General features: G+C 72.2%; 12 protein-coding genes. 2 read left to right on the top strand and 10 right to left on the bottom strand.

The genetic code is table 11. From position 1 onward, the window contains the following. Window positions 1-20 precede the first annotated feature (20 nt). From ABT115_RS20785 to ABT115_RS20765, 5 genes are all read right to left on the bottom strand, one after another. A complete protein-coding gene (locus tag ABT115_RS20785; protein ID WP_351791784.1) occupies window positions 21-635 on the bottom strand; it encodes a NifU family protein in 615 nt (204 codons plus the stop codon). Beyond that, entirely contained in the window at window positions 632-2,569 is a 1,938-nt protein-coding gene (gene feoB, locus ABT115_RS20780) for a ferrous iron transporter B (RefSeq protein WP_351791782.1), read from the bottom strand. The genes ABT115_RS20785 and feoB overlap by 4 nt, the downstream gene beginning before the upstream one ends. Beyond that, window positions 2,566-2,868: a FeoA family protein gene (locus tag ABT115_RS20775; protein ID WP_351791779.1), complete on the bottom strand. Its 303-nt coding sequence runs from the start codon at window positions 2,866-2,868 to the stop codon at window positions 2,566-2,568. The genes feoB and ABT115_RS20775 overlap by 4 nt, the downstream gene beginning before the upstream one ends. A 220-nt stretch (window positions 2,869-3,088) precedes the next feature. After that, on the bottom strand, window positions 3,089-7,702 hold the full coding sequence (locus ABT115_RS20770) for a cation-translocating P-type ATPase (protein ID WP_351791777.1): 4,614 nt from the start codon (window positions 7,700-7,702) through the stop codon (window positions 3,089-3,091). A 75-nt stretch (window positions 7,703-7,777) separates the two neighbouring features. After that, complete coding sequence (locus ABT115_RS20765) at window positions 7,778-8,356, bottom strand: hypothetical protein (protein WP_351791774.1); 579 nt, start codon at window positions 8,354-8,356, stop codon at window positions 7,778-7,780. Window positions 8,357-8,777: 421 nt separating this feature from the next. On the opposite strand from ABT115_RS20765, the gene ABT115_RS20760 reads away from it, so the two are divergent. Continuing rightward, complete coding sequence (locus ABT115_RS20760; protein WP_351791772.1) at window positions 8,778-9,032, top strand: hypothetical protein; 255 nt, start codon at window positions 8,778-8,780, stop codon at window positions 9,030-9,032. Between the two features lie 163 nt (window positions 9,033-9,195). Here the strand turns inward: ABT115_RS20760 and ABT115_RS20755 are convergent, their stop codons facing one another. The 4 genes from ABT115_RS20755 to ABT115_RS20740 all read right to left on the bottom strand — a co-directional run bounded on the left by ABT115_RS20755 (window position 9,196) and on the right by ABT115_RS20740 (window position 13,984). Further along, window positions 9,196-10,260, bottom strand: a complete 1,065-nt coding sequence (locus tag ABT115_RS20755) for a 2,3-butanediol dehydrogenase (protein ID WP_351791769.1) — start codon at window positions 10,258-10,260, stop codon at window positions 9,196-9,198. Window positions 10,261-10,454: 194 nt separating this feature from the next. Beyond that, on the bottom strand, window positions 10,455-12,989 hold the full coding sequence (locus tag ABT115_RS20750; protein WP_351791766.1) for an FtsX-like permease family protein: 2,535 nt from the start codon (window positions 12,987-12,989) through the stop codon (window positions 10,455-10,457). 3 nt (window positions 12,990-12,992) lie between these two features. Continuing rightward, window positions 12,993-13,745, bottom strand: coding sequence for an ABC transporter ATP-binding protein (locus tag ABT115_RS20745; protein ID WP_351791763.1), 753 nt, complete (start codon window positions 13,743-13,745; stop codon window positions 12,993-12,995). Then, window positions 13,742-13,984: a hypothetical protein gene (locus tag ABT115_RS20740; protein WP_351791760.1), complete on the bottom strand. Its 243-nt coding sequence runs from the start codon at window positions 13,982-13,984 to the stop codon at window positions 13,742-13,744. The genes ABT115_RS20745 and ABT115_RS20740 overlap by 4 nt, the downstream gene beginning before the upstream one ends. Before the next feature lie 738 nt (window positions 13,985-14,722). On the opposite strand from ABT115_RS20740, the gene ABT115_RS20735 reads away from it, so the two are divergent. After that, window positions 14,723-14,980, top strand: coding sequence for a hypothetical protein (locus ABT115_RS20735; protein ID WP_351791757.1), 258 nt, complete (start codon window positions 14,723-14,725; stop codon window positions 14,978-14,980). A gap of 54 nt (window positions 14,981-15,034) precedes the next feature. Here ABT115_RS20735 and ABT115_RS20730 read toward each other — a convergent pair. Further along, window positions 15,035-15,737 (bottom strand): RNA-guided endonuclease TnpB family protein (locus ABT115_RS20730; protein WP_351791755.1); only part of this gene is annotated, 703 nt, incomplete at its 5' end.

Genomic DNA, 15,737 nt, shown 5'->3' with positions numbered 1-15,737 from the left:
CCTGCCGGCCGGGGCGAGCGCTACGGCCGGCCCGTCGTCGCGCCTCCGCTGGGCGGACACGCGCCGCGGCGACGCAGGGTGAGCCAGGTGGGCCTCGCCGCCTTGCCGGGCTCCTCCGTGGCCCGCAGCTCGACCAGGTCGGGGAACCGGGCACGCAGGGCCGACTCAAGGCGCGAGTGGAGGGTGAACCCGGCAGCCGGGCAGTGCGTGCAGGTGCCCGCCATCCGCACCTCCACGCGCCGGTCGTGGGCGGATACGACCGTCACTTCGCCGCCGTGGGAGCGGATGTAGTCGCCGATGGATCCGTCCAGGACGGCGTGCAGCGCGGCACGCAGCATGTCGTCCTCGGTGACCGCGGCGGCCGGCCGCCACCCCTGAGGGTGCCGCAGTGCGGCGCCGAGCGCGTCGCGCACCCGTGCTCCGGCGCCGGACCAGTTCCGGCCGTCGGCGAGCCGGATCACCACGGCCTGTGTCTCCACCTCGATGGAGGCGACGTCCTCCGAGTGGAGCATCTCCCCGAGCTCGTCCGGTGCCTCGGCGATCTCTCCGACGACCGGCAGCGTGCCGGCGGGAATGACCCAGCGGACGGTCTGCGGGTCAGCCGTGGCCTCGGGATGCATGGGGACGACACTCATGTCAGCTGATCCACGACGGTGTGCGTCAGGAAGGCCATGGTCCAGGCCAGCGCGAACATGTAGCCGAAGGCGACCGCGGGCCATCTCCACGAGCCGGTCTCACGGCGCATGACCCCGATGGTCGACATGCACTGCAACGCGTAGACGAAGAAGACCAGCAAGGCGGACGTCGTGGCCGGGGTGAAGACCTTCTGCCCCTTGTGCGGCCCGTCGGTGTAGGTCATGTTTTCCAGGGCGTCGGCCGGCTCGTCGGGGTTCTCGGCGGCGGCGACCTGGCCGAGGGTCGCGACGAACACCTCGCGGGCGGACAACGATCCCAGCACGCCGATGTTGATCCGCCAGTCGAAGCCGAGGGGCGCGAAGACGGGTTCCATGGCGCGACCGATGTCGGCGGCGTAGCTGTGGTCGACTTCGTAGGCCGCGACCGCGGTCCGGTCGGCCGGGTCGACCCCGGCGGAGCGCAGTTCGGCATCACTGTGCATGGGCAGGCTGAGCAGCAGCCACAGCCCGACGGTGACAAGCAGGATGACCTTACCGACCTTGTACAGGAAGCCCTTGCACGCGCTCCAGACGGCCTCGGCCACCGACCGCAGGCGCGGCAGCTGGTAGGACGGCATCTCCATGTAGAACGGCAGCACCGGCCCGCCCCGGCTGCTGAACCGTTTGAAGACCCAGGCGGTCACCATGGCGGAGAGCGCGCCGACGAGGTACAGGGCGAACATGACGACGCCCTGGGCGCTGAAGGGACCGACCCTGGCATCGGGACTCACCAGCATGCCGATCAGCAGCACATAGACCGTCAGGCGCGCCGAGCAGGTCATCAGCGGCGCGCCCATCATGGTCGCGAAGCGGTCTCTGGCCGACGGGAGGGAACGGGTGGCCATGATGCCCGGGACGGCGCAGGCGAGCGAGGAGAGCAGGGCGACGAACGCCCGGCCCTCCAGCCCGGCCTTGGCCATGAGCCGGTCCATCAGGAATGCCGCGCGGGAGAGGTAGCCGCTGCCCTCCAGCAACGCGATCATGAGGAACAGCAGGGCGATCTGCGGCAGGAAGACCAGTACGCTGCCCACGCCACCGATCAGGGCGCTGCCGAGGAAGCCGGCGAGCAAGCGGTTCGAGACGTGCTCGGTGACCAGCGTGCCGAGCCAGTCGAAGAAGCTCTGCACCGCGTCCTGCAGTGGTGCCGCGACGGTGAAGATGACCTGGAAGAACGCGAACATGGTCGCGAAGAAGATGAGCGTGCCCCACAGCGGGTGCAGCAGCACGCCATCGATGCGCCGCGTGCGGTGATCGACCTCGGGCACCTCGTAGCCCGCGGTCTGCAGCAGCGACTCCACCCAGGCCCGTCGCTGCGAGGGATCGGTGGGCGGCGGGACGACCGGCCGCTCCCATGCGGACTGGTCGAGCAGCATGGACTGCAACTGCGTCAGGTCGTTGCGCGACCCGCTCGTCACCCCGACGACCGGCACGCCCAGAGCACGCCGGAGGGCCGGGATGTCGAGCGTGCCTCCGCGACGGGTCAGCTCGTCACGGAAGGTGAGCACCACACAGATCGGCAGGCCGGTCTGCATGACCTGGGCAAGCAGCCCGAGGGAACGACGCAGCGTCGTCGCGTCAATCGTGACGAGAATCCCGTCGGGCGTACCGATGCCCGAGTTGTTCGGGTCGAGCGCGTCGGCGACGACCTGCTCGTCCGGGCTGATCGGGTCGAGACTGTAGGTGCCGGGCAGATCCTCGATGACCACCTCGTGCTCGCCGACACGCGCCAACCCCTCATAGCGCGCGACGGTCACTCCGGGGTAGTTACCGGTCTTGGTCCGCAGGCCGGTAAGGGCATTGAAGAGCGTGCTCTTGCCCGAGTTCGGGCTGCCGACCAGAGCCAGGCGAGTCTCGCCGGTGACCGTCCCGGCCGCCGGACCGCAGTGCCCGCTCACGCGCTGCGCCGTACGTGGATGCCCGCGGTCTGTGCTTTGCGCAGCGCCACTTCGTAATCCGCGACCCGCAGGACAACAGGGTCGCCGAGCGGTGCCTTCCGCAGCACGGTGACCTCCGCGCCGGGGGCGAACCCCAGGTCGAACAGTCGTCGCGCGGTGCTCGGCTCGACCGACTCGTCGATGTCGGTCACCCGGCCGCTCATCCCCGGGCGCAGGTCGGCCAGTCTCGCGTCCGGCGTGGACTCCACCGGCACGGACGGGCCGTCCTTCCGGCGCGCATCCGACTGCACTGAGACCATCGACATCCTCACCACCGCGACCACCTGAGCACCTGAGCACCTGAGTGTCTTGTTAGGGAAGGCAAACCTTTTATCCCGTAACAGGAATATAGCTCCCGTCCCCCCGCCCCCCACGTCGCCCCCTCGGCACCCCTGCGCACCGCGCTGCACAGCTCGCGCAAGCGGAGGCCGGCGCCGGGCGACCACCTCCCGCTGAACCACCCTCAGAAGCTGACGGCCCTCAGCGGACGAACCGCACCACGGGACGCACCCGCGCGGTGAGGTCGGACAACAGTTGGTCGGCGTGCGGCAGTACGCGGGGCCCGAGGGCGGCGGCGGCGACGGCGACGGCCACGCCGGTCCATGCCGCCGGTCCCAGCGGCGTGCACCCGAAGAAGCGGCTGACGCCCGGCGTCTGGACGAGGGCGACGAGCACGACGGCGGTGCCGAGGACGGTGACCAGGACCAGCGGGCTGTGGCGGCGTCCGACGACGGTCTGGGTGAGCTGGGCTCCGACCACACCGCACAGGGCCATCGTGCTGGTGCGCCGGACCGAGCCGGGGGTGAGCACGCCGAGCAGCCACGCGACGGCCGCACCGACCCCGGTGATCAGGCCCCGGTCGCGGATCTGACGGGTCAGCGGCGACCCGAGGACGGCGAGACCCACGGGTACGCCGACGGCGGCGGGCTCGCCGGCGGACTCCGGGTCGTGCGGGGTGACCGCGACCGCCATCGCCGGGAACATGTCGGTGAGCAGGTTGACCAGCAGCAGCTGACGCGTCGACAGCGGCGATGTACCGGACAGCAGGGTGCCCAACACGGAGAAGCCGACCTCACCGGCGTTCCCGCCGAGCAGGATGCTGATCGCGTCGGCCACGCTGCGCCACAGAGCACGACCCTCCCCGATGGCGTCGATGAGCACGGACAGCTCGTCGTTGATGATCACGAGGTCCGCGGCGTTGCGCGCCGCGGCCGACCCGCGCGCCGCGATGCCGACCCCGACATCGGCGGCGCGGATGGCGGCGGCGTCGTTGGCGCCGTCCCCAACCATGCCCACGACGCGCCCCGCCTCCCGGAGCGCCTCGACCACCTGCAGCTTCTGCTCGGGCGCGACGCGAGCCACGACGCCGCAGTCCCGAAGCAGCCGCGCTCGCCCCGCCCGGTCGAGCGCGGCCAGTTCGTCGCCGGTGACGACCGTGACATCCGACGGCCAGCCCAGGGTCAACGCCACCGAACGGGCGGTCTCGGGGTGGTCGCCGGTGAGCATGACGGGTCGTACGCCGACCTCGCCGAGACCGGCCACGAGCGGGGCCGAACTGGCGCGAGGACGGTCGGCGAGCGCCACGAACCCGACGAGTTCCAGCGATTCGAGCGGCTTGTCCAGTGCCTCGGCCGCCTCCTCCGCCGCAAGGCGGCGCCTGGCTACGGCCAGCAGCCGCAGGCCCTGGGCGGCAAGGGCGCGCGCCTTGTCGACGGTTGCCGGATCCGCGTCGGGACAGCTCGGCAGCATGACCTCGGGCGCTCCCTTGACGACCAGGGTGTCCCCACCGTCCTTGTCCCTCCCGACGGCGGCCGCGTAGCCCCGGCTCGCTTCGAAGGGCTGGGCCCGCACGACGGTCCACCCGGTCTCTCGCGGGGCGGCCGCCAGAACGGCCTCGTCGGTGGCGTGGGCGTGAACGCCCGGCTGCTCGGCCACGCGGGGGCAGGCCCGGGCGGCGATGCGAAGGATCTGTTCCGCTTCGGGGCCGGACGCCGGGTGCTCGGCGCCGGCGACGGTGACCAGGCGGACGACCCGCAACCGGTTCTCGGTGAGGGTCCCGGTCTTGTCGAAGCACATGGTGTCCACCCGTCCCAGGGCCTCCAGGCTGCGCGGCGTGCGGACCAGGACGCCCAGCCCGCTGAGCCGCCGGGCCGCGGCCATCTGCGCCACCGTCGCCACCAGTGGCATGCCTTCGGGAACGGCGGCCACCGCGACCGCCAGCCCGCCCTGGAGCGCGGTGCGCACCGGGCGGCCGCGCAGCAGGGACAGAGCCGCCACCACGGCGCCGCCTGCGAGGGTGAGCGGCAGGGCCCGGCGGGTCAGCTGGTGCAGCCGCGCCTGGACCCCCGCCGACGGGGGGACCCGGGCGGCGAGGGACGCCGCGCGACCGGCCTCGGTCTGATCGCCGGTGCCCACCACCACGGCGCGGGCGCGCCCGGCCACCACCGTGGTGCCCTCGAACGCCATGGAACTGCGTTCCGCGACGGACACCTCCGATACCGGCGCCACCTGTTTGTGGGCGGGCAGCGACTCGCCGGTCAACGAGGACTCGTCGACCTCGAAGCCGCTGACCTCCAGCAGACGTGCGTCGGCCGGCACGACATCGTTGGTACGCAGCTCGATCGCGTCGCCGGGCGCCAGTCGTCCGGCCTCGACGATGGACGGCTCGTCCGCCGACACGTCGGGCAGGCGTCGGGCCGTGCGCCGCTGTCCCGTGGCGAGTTCGGCCAGCGCCCGCTCCGCGCGCAGCCGCTGTACCCCGCCGACCAGGGCGTTCCCCGCGACGGCCCCGACCACGAGAATCGCGTCCACCGCGGACCCCATCAGCGCGGACGCGATGGCACCGATCAGCAGGACGGGGGTGAACGGGTCATCGAGTTCGGCCCAGGTGGCGCCCGCCAGACGCACGCCGACCCGGACCGGCGCAAGGACCGGGTGAGCGACTGCGGTGTTCAGCGTGTGGCCGGCCCGGCCCCGCACCACTTCCCACGCGGTGGGTGCGGCCCGTGGCACCCTCGCCAGCCGGGCCATCACCTCCTCCGGATGCAGTGCGTGCCACGGCACCCGCGGGCTGGGGTGCGGGGGCGCACCGGAGGCGGCCCCCAGCGCGCCGCACCAGCCGGACACCAAAGACGCGGCGGTGGCGATGCTGACGGGGCTGATCCGCAGTTCGAGGGGGAAGGGGAAGGGGGCCGGCTGGGTCCGGGCCCCGCGGGTGAGCACCAGGAGTTCGGAGAGCGCGGCACCCGCCTCGGCGAGGAACTTGGCCCGACGACCGGCCGCCCGTGCCGCGGGCACGGCGGCCAGCAGCCGCCACGCGCCCTCCAGACCGCGCAGGGGCAGCACGTCGGCGCCCCAGACGACGGCGCCGCGCGCGTCGGCGACGGCCACGGCGATGTCGCTGCCGAGCAGCCCTTCGAGCACGTCGCGGGCGGCGTCGGCCGACGCCCCTTCCGCCGCCGTCCGGCCGGCCGGCACGCGCGCCACCGTCAGGACCGTCCGCCCGCCGTTCCGCAGACCGGCCACCACCTCGGCCAACGGAAGCCCGGGAGGGATGAGTTGGTCGGCCAGGGTCCTGAACTCGCCCAGCGAGTGGTCGTCGGGTACGACGACGTGCAGACCGGCCCGGCGCGCCGCGTCCAGCACGGCCTCAGCCATCGGGTCGAGCTCCCGGCCGACCAGGACGGTACCGACGTCCCTGCCGCGCACCGACGCGATCATCAGGCCCGTGTCCGGCGCTTCCGTGTCCGACACCGCCTCGTCGGGCACCGGCCGCAGGTCGACTCCCGACTTCCCTGCCCGGGACGCCGCTGCCCCGTCCCCGGGCGTGCTCAGGGCTGCGGTGGCCTCCCGCCACAACCGACGGTGATTCCACCCGGCCCTGCTCGGATGGGCCTCCAGCACGGTGCGCCGGGTGCTGCGCAGCGCTCCGGAATGCAGGACGACGGTGTCCACGATCTCCAGCCGGCGCAGCCGCTCCGGGCTGCGTACCAGCACGTCCTCGCGTGCCAGGACACTGCCGAGCGCCGCGGTGAAGGCCGCCGGGCCGTAGCGAGCGGCCTTGGGCGAACCGGCGAGTGCGGTCTCCGCCGCCCCATCGACGCTGCGGGTGAACAGGAGCGCGGTGACGGCTCCGCCCAGCATTCCGTTGATCGCGGCGTCGGCGTACTCCTCGCCGGGGCACGAACGCAGCGGCGGACGCACGGTGTCGTTTCCGCCCACCGTCGGCCTGCCCGGGGCGCACAGCGTGTCGTGCAGGGCATCGAACGCCGCGAGCTGGGCGACGGACTCCGCCGCCTGGGCGATCCGCAAGGCCGCGTCGAGCAGCAGCGGGCTCGGCGACTGCCCGATCCCGCAGGCGGCCGCATGGGCCGCGGCGAGCACCAGGTCGGCCAGGTCCGGGCTCAGCGCACGGTCCAGCACCCTCCGTACCCGGGAGTCCTCGCGCATCACGACGGCCGCGGCCACGACGATCTCCGGCACGGACCTCAGCAGGGTTGTCCTCGCCACGAGGGCCGTGGCGATGCCGACCGCGTCGCAGGCCACGGCGACGGCATTGACGCGCACCCCTCCGGCCGCCCCCGGGTGCGTGTGCTCCAGCGCCTGCTCGTCGACGCGCATCAGCCCGTGTCGGGCGGCGATCTCGGACGCCCGGTCCACCAACTGCTCGCCGACCGCGGCCTCGGTGGTCTGCACGACCAGCCGTTCCAGGCCGCTGTCCCAGTAGGCGACCAGCACATCAGGGTGTTCGGCCAGCTCGACGGCCACCTTCTCGCAGACGGCCTCGAACTGCTCCAGGGCGGGCCTCCGCGCCTCCGGACTCTGCCGCAGCGCGAGGTGCATGCGGGACCCGGCGCGCCAGTGACCGGTCTGAGGGGTCATGGCGTTGCGGGCGACCCTGCCGACCCGCAGTGCGGTCGCCGACACCGCCGCCGCGCCGCTCACGACGCCACGTGCGCCGGCGCTCACGAGTTCGGCGGCCATCCGCGCCGTGTCGGTGGCCGGTGGGGCAATCCGGCGCGTGGCCTCGACGGGGGACGCCAGGGCGTCTCGGAGGACCGCGGCGGGCAGCCCGGTCAGTAAGCGGAGCAGCATGTCTCACCTTCGCGGGCCTGCCGCACGGGCTTGGGGGGCGGAACGAATGGTCGTCGGAGCGGACAGAGGCCGACGTCAGCTCTTCTTCCGCCCACCCGCCTTGGTGCGCGAGGTGCCCGCCGAGGCGCTCTTGGTGGTCCGCCCGGATTGCTTGGCCTTGGCCACGCCCGTGGTGCTCGCCGACTTCGACGCGCGGGTCTTCGCCGTACCCGAACCGGCCTTGCCGGCAGGGGACTTCGCCTTGCCGGTGGCGGTCGACGCCTTGGCCGACCTGGCGGCGTGCTTCCTCTGCGCCCCCTCGGCACGGGCCTCGCCGGCCATCCGGGCCGCCTCGGCGTCCTTGGGGCGCTGCTGGGTGAGCCACACGGCGGCGGCGCCCGCCGCGACCACTGGCCACTCGACCACGCCGGCCACACCGAGCAGCCCGGCACCGGTGTACGCCGCGACGCGCCGTGCGCGGGGCGAGACAATCCCGACGGAGTCCAGCACACCGTCGACGAACTCCTTGGCCCGGTCGGCGCCGGGGACCTTCTCCACTGCCGTCGTCGCCATCTGCACGGGGTGCGTCAGCGTCTCCTGGACGGGATGCCGCGCCGTCGTGTCCCCTGAGCCGTGCGCACGGGATGTGCCATGCGCTTGGGAACTGCCAGTCATGGTCGTTCTCCCTTTGTAGGTCAGGTAAGGCATACAAACGAGGCAGTGACATACCTCACCTTCTCGACAACCTTGACCAGATCCGACAACTTCGGCAACTCTGGAGGTATCCGCATGCCGCCGGATGGTGGAGTTGAGGTCCGCCCCCGCGCGAGCCACCGCGGATCACAGACCGAACAGTCGCGCATGTCCCGCATGAGGAGGTGACGGCATGAGCGCCCGGTCCAGTCCCGACCCTTGTTCCAGAAAGCCGACCCTCACCACCGTCACTCCCCTCACCGCCCTTCCGGCCTGACCGCGGCCCCTGCGCACGCCGGCCGGCCCGTCCCGCGCTCCTCCGCGGACCGGGCCGTCCCGCTGTACGAGGGCGACGCCGTCCGGGCCGCGGGCGTTCGAGCCCCACATCCGCAGAGGCCGTCTCATGCGCATCGAACTCACCTGGCCGCGTCCCGACACCGACGACCGGACCCTGACCCTCGTACTTCCCGGCCTGCCCGCCCGGCTGCGCGCCGTCGTATGCGCGGAGCCCGTGATCTCGGCCGCTGCCGCCGCCGTTGCCATCGGTGCCGGCCCGCTCACCCGGGCCGCGCTGCCGTACGCCCTGCGGTTCGCCCGGCACGCGCTCGACATCGGCACGACTGACCCGCGCCCCCGGCACGACACCGCCGACCGGTAACCGCCAGACCGCAAAAAGCCGCCAGGGGTCCGCCTGCGCAGCACCTACAGGCGCTGGGGGGCGAACCTCTGGCGGCTGATTGCGCTCGGATGGCGCTGTCACCGTCAGGGCGGAGGGGGTCCCGGCCGTGGCCGGGTCCGCCGGGATCAGGTCCGGGGGCGTATCAGCTGCGGGGGTCCACGAGGATCTTGACGGCCGTCTCGTTGTGGTGGATCAGGGTCTCGAATCCTTCGCTGACGAGGGCGTCCAGGCCGATACTCTTGGTGATGAACGGCGCCAGGTCGATGCGCCCCTCCTGCACCAGCTTGATGGTCTGCGGGTGGGAGTTGACGTAGGCGATCGTGCCGCGCAGGTCGACCTCCTTGAGGACGAGCTTCTGCATGTCGATCGACGCCGGCTTGCCCCAGATCGAGATGACGGTGATGACACCGCCCGGCTTGACGGCGTCGAACAGCGTGTCGAGGACGACGTTGACGGACGTGGCCTCGAACGCGACGTCCGCGCCCTTCCCGCCGGTGAGGCGCCGGACCTCCTCGGCGACATCGGTGACGACGGGGTCGATGACGTGGTCGGCGACCTTGGCGTCCAGGGCCTTCTGCCGACGCAGCGGGCTGAGCTCGGAGACCGCGACCTCGACGCCCATCGCCTTGAGCACCGCGCAGGTGAGCAGCCCGATGGGGCCGGCGCCGCCGACGAGCGCGAAGTCGCCCGCCTTCGCGCCCGAGCGCTGAAACGCGTGGTACGCCACCGACAGCGGCTCAATGAGGGCCGCCTGGTCCAGCGGGACGTCTCCGACCGCGTGGACCCAGCGGCGCTCGACGACGATCTTCTCCGCGAGCCCGCCGCCGTGGCCGCCCAGCCCGATGAAGTTCATGTCGGGCGAGATGTGGTAAGTCGGGTTGTTCTCGCTGGTGTCGACGTCGGGGCGCAGGATGTAGGGCTCGACGACCACCCGGTCGCCCGGCTTCAGGTCCTCGACGCCTTCACCCACTGCGTACACGACGCCGGACATCTCGTGGCCGAGCGTGACGGGGGCGGACTCACCGGAGACCGGGTGCGGGTGGCCGGCCGGCGGGACGAAGATCGGTCCGTCGAGGTACTCGTGCAGGTCGGTGCCACAGATCCCGCAGTACGCGACGTCGATGCCCACCGTGCCCGGTCCGACAGTGGGCTCCGGGATGTCCTCGATGCGGATGTCACCGCGGTCGTAGTAGCGCGCAGCCTTCATTGTGCGCTGCCTCCTTCGTCTGTTTTCCGCTCACACCTCATGCCGAGCCTTGCACTGGAGTGAGGTGCGAGCCTCGCCCGACGCATTTACGTCAACAATTAAACATACGGTGCAATACGGTCAGTCACCCGGGTCGGCCTCCCGGGCCCTTCGGGGCCTGGGAGGCACGTGTCCCGTGTTCCGGGACGTCCGGTTCACACCGCGCGGAGGGCATCCGCAGGCGGCGTACGCAGTGCCTGCCGCGTGGGCAACTCGGTGGTGAGGAACGCGGTCGCGACAACGATCGCCGCGATGGCGGGCAGGAGCCAGACGGGGCCGGCCGGCCAGGGGTGGCCGAGGAAGCCCTGTCCCAGGAAGGCGAGCGGGAGGGCGGACAGCGCCAGGCCCGCGGTGATCGCCGAGGCCGCGATCACCGCGGCCTCACGGCGCATCATCGCGCGGATCTGACGCGGTGTCGTACCGACCAGGCGGAGCGCGGCGATCTCGGCCCGGCGCTGGGCCGTGGCCGCGACGAGCTTGTTGGCGATGCTGAGCAGGAGGTAGCCGAGCAGGACCACGACGACGGCCAGGTTGATCCACACCTCGGGCGGGGCGTCCTGCCAGGCGGTCGAACCGGCGTCGGTGCGCGACATGGTCAGCCCGGGGTGGGCGGCCACGAGCGCGGTCAGGCGGCGCTCGGCCGCGGCCGTATCGTCGGTGCGGACGAGGACGCTCTGGTCCAGGCTCGTCGTGGTGTGCCCAGCGGCCAGGTCGCGGGAGAGGACCACCGGGCCGAAGCCGAGGCCACGGTCGTAGACGGCGACGACCCGGGCGACGACGGGCGCACCGTCGCCGAGGATCAGGCGTACCCGCCCGCCGAGTTCCGCTCCGCGCGTGCGGACGGCATCGCTGCTGACGGCGATCGTGTTGCCGGTGAGCCGGTCCAGGCCGCCGTCCTGTACGCCGAGGTCGACGACGTCGGCCGCGGCCGGCGTCAGGATGGTCGCGGAGGCGGACTCGGTCTCGGTTTCGCCGAACAGCTCGTACTGCCACACCACGCTGGTCGTGCCGACGGGTGCGGCCGCCCGTACGCCCGGCACCTTCCGTACGGCATCGACCGTGTTTTGGGGCAGTCCGCCCAGGCCCGGCGCGCTCAGGCGGTGCTGGGCGAGGGTGCCGGTGCGGGTTTCGTCCGAGGTGGCGGCCAGCACGGTGGTCTGCACGAGGGTGTACGTCAGGACGAAGACGACCGCCATGGCCAGCGGGCTGACGACCCCGGACAGGCGCAGGGCGTACCCGCGTACGTTGGCCGTCGCCAGCCAGGTGGGGGCCGAGACGCCCGGACGCAGGCGCCGCATCATGGTGTCGCCCACGCCCTTGACCAGGGCCGGGCCGGCCAGTGCCAGACCGATCGCGGCGACGATGCCCGCCATGGACGTGGCGGTGGCGCCGAGGACGGTCCGGGACAGCAGCGGTACGACCGCCAGCACACTCGCCGCCAGGATGAGCAGCAGACCGGCGAGGGTCCGGGACCTCGACGGTTTCCGCGGCTCGCTGCGAGACTCGGCGACCGCTTCGGTGGCCGGCATCCGCGAGGTCCGCCAGGCCGCGCACCGGGCCGAGACCTGCACGGTCGCCGCCAGCAGGAGCAGCGCGGCCAGGGCGGGCAACGGGCTGATACTCAGAGGAAGTTCGGCGGGCAGGACGTTGCGGTCCACCAGCACGCGGCGGAACTGCCCGGCCAGCAGATACCCGAGGGCGATCCCGGGCACCAGCGCCACGGCCGCGACGACCGTCGACTGGGCGGCGGCCAGTCGACGGATCTGCTTCGGCGTCGCGCCGACGGCCCGCATCAGCGCCAGGTCGCGGCGCTGTCCGGCGACCGCCACGCCCAGTGCACCGGCCGTCACGAACCCCGTGATCAGCAGCACGATTCCGGCGAGGGAGCCGGCGAGGAGGACGAGTAGTGAGCGCGCCGAGCCGACGCCGGGCGACACGGTCTCCCCCCGCTCCGCGCCGGTGACGACCTTCAGCCCGGTGCCCGCCACCCGGTCGCGAACCGTGGAGGCGACCCGCTCCTCGGCGCCGGGTTCGGTCGTGAGGCCGATCAGGTCGACGGTTCCGGCGCGCGAGCCGCCGTCCTCACCGGCCCGCTCCGACAGCCGTACGGCGGTCTCGTCCGCGAAGAAGACACCCGCGTCCGGCGCGTCGACCACGGCCGAGGCTCGGTAGGACGCGGCCGGTCGGCCGTTCGCGACGACCTGGACCCGTTCGCCCACCTGGATGCCCGCCGTGGCGGGCACGGCGACCTCGCCGGAACCGGTCGGCGCGCGGCCCTCGACGCGAGGATCCGCCAGCAGCTTCGTCGAGGACCAGCCGTGGCCGGCCGTCCGGGGATCGTCAGTGGACAGGACCTGTCCGCGCGGGTCGACGAGGGCGGCGGGGAAGCCGATGTCGCCGACCGCTGCGGTGACGCCCGGCAGTCCGGCCAGTTGGTCTACCAGCCGGGCCGGGACCGTGGCGCGCTCGGGGAGCGCGGCCGGCAGATCCCCACCCGGGTGGAACTCCTGATCGGCCGCGACCACGATGTCCGCGCCCGCGAGCCGGCCGGGCGGCAGCTGGGAGCGTAGTCCCGACTCGGCGAGCACGCCAGTGGTCGTGATCAGCGCGGCGCCGCCGAGCACCGCGCACGCCACGGCGAGCAGTGCGGTGATCCGGTGCGCGGCCATGTGCCGGGCAAGACGCAGCATGACCTACCACTCCCCCAACGACGCGAGACGACCGGCCAGTCGGGCCGCGGTCGGGGCGTCCATGGACTCGACCACGCGGCCGTCGGCCATCACCAGGGCCCGGTGCGCGCGGGCTGCGGCGGCCGGGTCGTGGGTGACCATCACGACCGTCTGACCGAGGTCGTCGACGAGGGCGCGGAGCAGGTCGAGCACCTGGTGTGCGCTGCGCAGATCGAGCGCGCCGGTCGGCTCGTCAGCGAACACGACGGCCGGTTTCGCCACCAACGCCCGTACGACGGCGGCCCGTTGTTGCTGCCCACCGGAGAGCTCGGCGGGGCGGCGGTCGAGCCGGCCGGCCAGACCGACCCGTTCGACCAACGTGCCCACCCACTCCAGGTCCGGACGCCGGCCCGCCAGTCTGAGCGGCAGCGTGATGTTGTCCTCGATGGACAGCGAAGGGATCAGGTTGTACGCCTGGAACACGAAACCGACGCGCTCCCGGCGCAGTTCGGTGCGGCGGGTCTCGTCCAGCCCGGTGATCTCGAGGCCGTCGATGCGGACGCTCCCCGAGGTCGGCGAGTCCAGCCCGGCGGCGCAGTGCATCAGCGTGCTCTTGCCGGAGCCCGACGGCCCCATCACGGCGAGGAACGTGCCGTGCTCCACGGTCAGCGAAACGTCGTCCAGGGCGCGTACGTCGCCCGTGTATGTCTTGCCCACCTGCGCGAGTGCGATGGCGGGCGCGCGCTGTGCGGTGGTGGCGGCGACTGCGGTGTTCATCGGCGTCCTCGCAGGTTGCGCACGACGAGGGCGCCCGCGCAGAGCATGGTGACCACACCGCAGGCCAGGTGCGCCGAGGTGCCGGAACCGGCGTACGAGGCCGCGACGTTGGCGACCGCGCTGATCACCAGGACGGCCCACAGCAAAGTCCGGACGACCTCCCCGCGGGGGACACCGGTCGGGGTGTCGGCGGTATCACCGGGGACGACGGTCAGGCGGTAGGGGTCGGTGCTCGTCATGAGTTCCTCCACTGGTTCACGGGGCTCTCGCGCCGTCGTCGCACGACGCTACGGATCAGGCCCCCCGCAGGCCGATCCCGATGGCCGCCCGGTTCGAGGTACAGCAGGCTGTACTCCCCGGCCCTCGGGGCGGCGGCAACGAGGGGTGCGTTAACGAGCGGCGAACCAGGTGACAAGTAACCCTGGGCGGGTTTTCACTTTTCTGGGCGGCCTGTCCGGTTGATGGGTGTGCTGCCGGTCCGGTGCCACGGCTTTTCGTACTGCCGCCGCATGCCTGGCATCGGGCTCGGAAGAGCGTGGCTGCGGGACCCATCTGGTTGCTGGGCTCGGCGGGGTATTCGGCGTTGTGGATTCTGCCGACGAGCTGCGGGGTGGTGCAGGCGCACGGGCTGGTGCTGGATGTGCGCGGGCGGGAGCCGGGGCCGTGGCAGGACGGACGTTTCCGCCGTGTCGCTGTACGCGGTGGATGTGACGAGCGGCTGTCGGGCGGGGCATCCTGAGCGGTATGGATTTCCAGCCGGTTGAGCGCGCCTCGGAGGCGTTCCAGCAGTGACTGACCGCCCAGGATATTGCGGAGATCTGCCGCCTGGCCTTCGGCCCCACGGCTGTGCCTGTCTCTGCGGTCGAGCTGGCCACGGGGATGTACAACAACGTCTACCGTGTGACCCTGGCCAGTCGCGCGGCGCTCTGATTCTGGTGCGCGTGTAGATCAGATGTCCGCTGGTGGTGATACGGGAGGTGTCCCCGCCTCGCGCTGAGATCCGGGCGATCATTTCGGCCGCGGCCCGGTGGGCGGCGTCGCCGCGCAGGAGCCGCGTCCCGTCCGCGATGCGGCCGTTTGGCAGGGAGACGCTGCTGCACACGACGTCAACGCTTGGCGACTGGGGAAATCTCGCGGCTGCGAGCACCTCGAACGACGAATCCCAGCCGCTCATCGCCGAGGTCCTCGGCATCGACTACGCGGCCGTCGCCCATCTCAGCTGGCCGTTGCTTTGATCATCAAGTGATCTCAGTAATCCCGATGTTTCCACCGGAATGGTCCGTAACGGGTCACCAGAGCGCGAGTTGTGCCCTGGTGGCTTGTTGACGGTCTCCCGTTTCCTTCCCGGCCCGGGGGCTGGGGTTTGTGCCACCTGCCCGCCCCGTCCCGGCCTTGCGGCGCGGGCGGGTGATGCGGGTCTTGTGGTCGGCTCCACGGGGCTTCGACTCCGCCTCGACGGCGTAGTCCAGGTCTCCGGCCACTCCGGTACCTGTGGTCCGGGCCGCGAGGGCGACCAGGTTGTGTCCGGCGTTGGCGTCCCGGTCGATGACGAGGCCGCAGTTGTCACACTCGAAAACGCGCATGCTGAGGGCCAGCTTGGCTTTCACCGCACCGCAGCGGGAGCAGGTCTTCGAGGAGGGGAACCAGCGGTCGGCGACGACGAGTCGTGTGCCGTACCAGCGGGTCTTGTAGGTGAGCTGGCGTCGGATCTCGCCGAACGCGGCGTCCGCGACACGGCGGGACAGGCGCCGGTTACGGCCCATTCCGGCAACGTTGAGGTCTTCGACAACGATCGTGCCGTACTCGCGGGCGAGGCGGGTCGTCATCTTGTGGAGGGTGTCCTCGCGGAGGTTCGCGACCCGGTGGTGCACCTTGTTCCGGGCCCGGTTGGCCTTCTCCCAGCGCTTCGATGCCTGCTGCCCGGTGCGCCGGTCGGGGCCCCGGCGGCGCGAGACGACACGGCTGGCGCGGCGCAGCTGCTTCTGCGCGCGG

This window comes from Streptomyces sp. NPDC001832 (assembly GCF_040297265.1).
Taxonomy (GTDB): domain Bacteria; phylum Actinomycetota; class Actinomycetes; order Streptomycetales; family Streptomycetaceae; genus Streptomyces.
Note: the sequence above shows the minus strand (reverse complement) of the source record. Positions and strands in the feature narration are given on the sequence as shown.